Annotated in this window: 2 protein-coding genes and 1 pseudogene; 2 read left to right on the top strand and 1 reads right to left on the bottom strand. The window is 35.8% G+C overall.

The window, feature by feature from the left end; translation table 11 throughout:
- A pseudogene (locus RMX98_RS25890) lies at nt 1-501 on the top strand (NACHT domain-containing protein); the annotation flags it as partial.
- 489 nt (nt 502-990) lie between these two features.
- Complete coding sequence (locus RMX98_RS25885) at nt 991-1200, top strand: peptidase inhibitor family I36 protein (protein ID WP_409881508.1); 210 nt, start codon at nt 991-993, stop codon at nt 1198-1200.
- A gap of 95 nt (nt 1201-1295) precedes the next feature.
- Here RMX98_RS25885 and RMX98_RS25880 read toward each other — a convergent pair whose 3' ends face one another.
- Complete coding sequence (locus tag RMX98_RS25880; protein ID WP_322676924.1) at nt 1296-1541, bottom strand: helix-turn-helix transcriptional regulator; 246 nt, start codon at nt 1539-1541, stop codon at nt 1296-1298.
- Between the last annotated feature and the right edge of the window lie 1012 nt (nt 1542-2553).

Below are 2553 nucleotides of genomic sequence, written 5' to 3'. Positions count from 1 at the left end.
CATGTTTATCGTGTAGTTGCTTGGCGCGCGGCGCGGCTACACCGCGCCATTGCTTGTGACAGTTGCGTAAGTCCTGCTAAAGAAGAAATTGAGCCAATTACTAAGCGGCGAATCGGGGTGAGTCGTTATGAAGAAGAGGACGGCTGGATTGATGATTATATCGACTTGTGGCTTGATGATCTCGCTAAAGAGCATATTTCAATTCTGGGAGAATTTGGTACAGGTAAAACTTGGTTTGTCTTTCACTATGCTTGGACTGCATTGCAACGTTACCGCGATGCCCAAAAACGTGGTGTTGAACGTCCCCGTCTCCTTTTAGTAATTACCTTGCGTGACTTTGCCAAAGCGTTAAATGTAGAGAATGTTTTAGCAGGATTCTTTTTTACCCAACACAATATCGGCATCAACAGCGAAGTTTTTGACCAACTCAATCGCATGGGTAAGTTGCTGCTGATTTTCGATGGCTTTGACGAAATGGCAGCAAAAGTTGATCGTCAGCAACAGACTTATGGTAGCTGTCAAAACGATCCAATTGTTATCGACTCTGAGGGAGATTTTGAGACAAGGGAAGAAATTGTGTAACGATTTAATCCCGCGCCTGAATCACCCCTCCAGTGGAAATTACCGAGGTGATTTTTGAAAGTTTCTGCTATCCTTTGAGATTCTGAAGTAAGTTCGGTGTCTGGATTTTCACTCATAATTAAGAATTGCGATCGCATCGCTTTACATTGGTTTACGCACTAAAGAAAAAATAAGAAACGAATTGCTTAATAATCCGTTACGTATAGGTGTGGCAATGGTTTTGAGAGCCATTGTCTCGCAACACCTGTGCGCGGTCGAACCTATGAAGAAAGCGATCGCGCCAAAAACGACAAAACTAAGAGTATCAGGCATCAGGCTATGTGTTGGGGTGGAAAAAACAGGAAATTTGACTACATACCTCATTAGCTGTAATCTAATGCGTATTAAATACAGTGTCTTGTAAAATTAATGAAAAAAATATCACAGATAGGGTTTGCTGTAGTTATAGGAGTTTCTGTAATTGGAAGTTTTTCAAGACCTAATGTGACTCAAGCTCAAACTGTACCTGATTGTCCTAGTAATAGCATTTGTGTATGGAGTGAGCGTAATTTTACAGGGAATCTTACAGTTATACCCGCAACTTCATCAGTTTTAATACCTCTACAGCTGAGTATTTAGTACTTGCTGCTCGGCTACTCGATTTAGGCGATTATTTGTGTCGAGTAGCAATCTTTCAATAAGTTCTATTCGGTTTACTGAATCGGGGGTGTCAGTCATTGGTCATCTTCTTCCCAAACTATATCTATAAGCTCATTAATACTTTTTAATCCAAAGTATTTACACAAAACTGTTACCGTTCGGTTATCTATTCGGTCAAAATGACTGCGGTACATTTTCCCTACAGTAGTTGTACTCAGTCCAGTTGCCAAGGCTACGGTCTTTTGATCTACACCTTTTTGTTTGATTAATTCCGATAATTTACAAATCACTTTCATCCCCTTAGCATAGCTGCTATTCAAGTATAATTCAATAATAGAATAGTTAGATATTTAGTTGTTATGATATTAGGATACTGCTATCATTAGATAAGCAAGTAACTAATAACCAATGAAAACCGAACAAGCTATCCTTGTGGCATTCGTGAGAGGTTAAGGTAATTGCACATTTGTCAAGAGGGTGCAGGAAAAGTCAGAGTTTAGATCAAACCAGTGAACGTCTGTGGGCAAAGGTGGAAGCACAACCCATTTTTTGTACATTCCTAAATAAACGGTATCAAAGACTACTATTTTTTAGTGATCGTAAAACTTTTCGGTCTACTGATATTTTTTCATGATTTATATCTGATGGAAATTAGAGCAGTTCGGAGTGAAGAAGCGGTAGCCTCCTGCAACCTATAAACCAAGCACCTCTCACTATCTGTATAATTCTCTAGTTAGTTACAAATAGTTTCCAGTTAGCAATTATTATTTATTATTGTTACAAATATTTTCATTATCTGCTTAACTGTCTTAACTGTCTTAACTGCCACTTAAAATATCCACTTAACTGTCTTAACTGTCCACTTTAATGTTCTAACTACTATTAGATTTCATAGATAAGACTATATTCACTGCCTTAACTGCTATTGCATTTTGTCGAGCAAAATGAGATTATTATGAAGGTCTATAAAAACTCAGTAAACATATTACAGTTTTAGCCTTTAATTAGTCTAAGTATATATTTATTTTTTGTTAATAAAATATAACTAAAAATATAAGAGTTTAAGGTTGACAAAATGGACTAAATCGTTTTAACAAATTAAAAAAATATCTTTCATTAGACAGACTAAAGGTTAATTTATAAAATGAACTAAATTAAAATTTTCAGTATTGATATTCAAGAAGTTGAAGTGATAAAAATAATCAAGTTTTTGAAGAATTGTTGTATAATTAACTATTATCTTAGCTGATCTCTTATTTGCAGTAATTACAGTTAAGTGATTTTAATTATCAAGCATTGGACTATAATACTATGATAAGGATATAGAAATTA

The sequence above is a fragment of the Nostoc sp. DedQUE02 genome, from assembly GCF_034531035.1.
Classification (GTDB): Bacteria; Cyanobacteriota; Cyanobacteriia; order Cyanobacteriales; family Nostocaceae; genus Nostoc.
The sequence above is the reverse complement of the archived record's forward strand: the minus strand, read 5'-3'. Positions and strand labels throughout refer to the sequence as shown.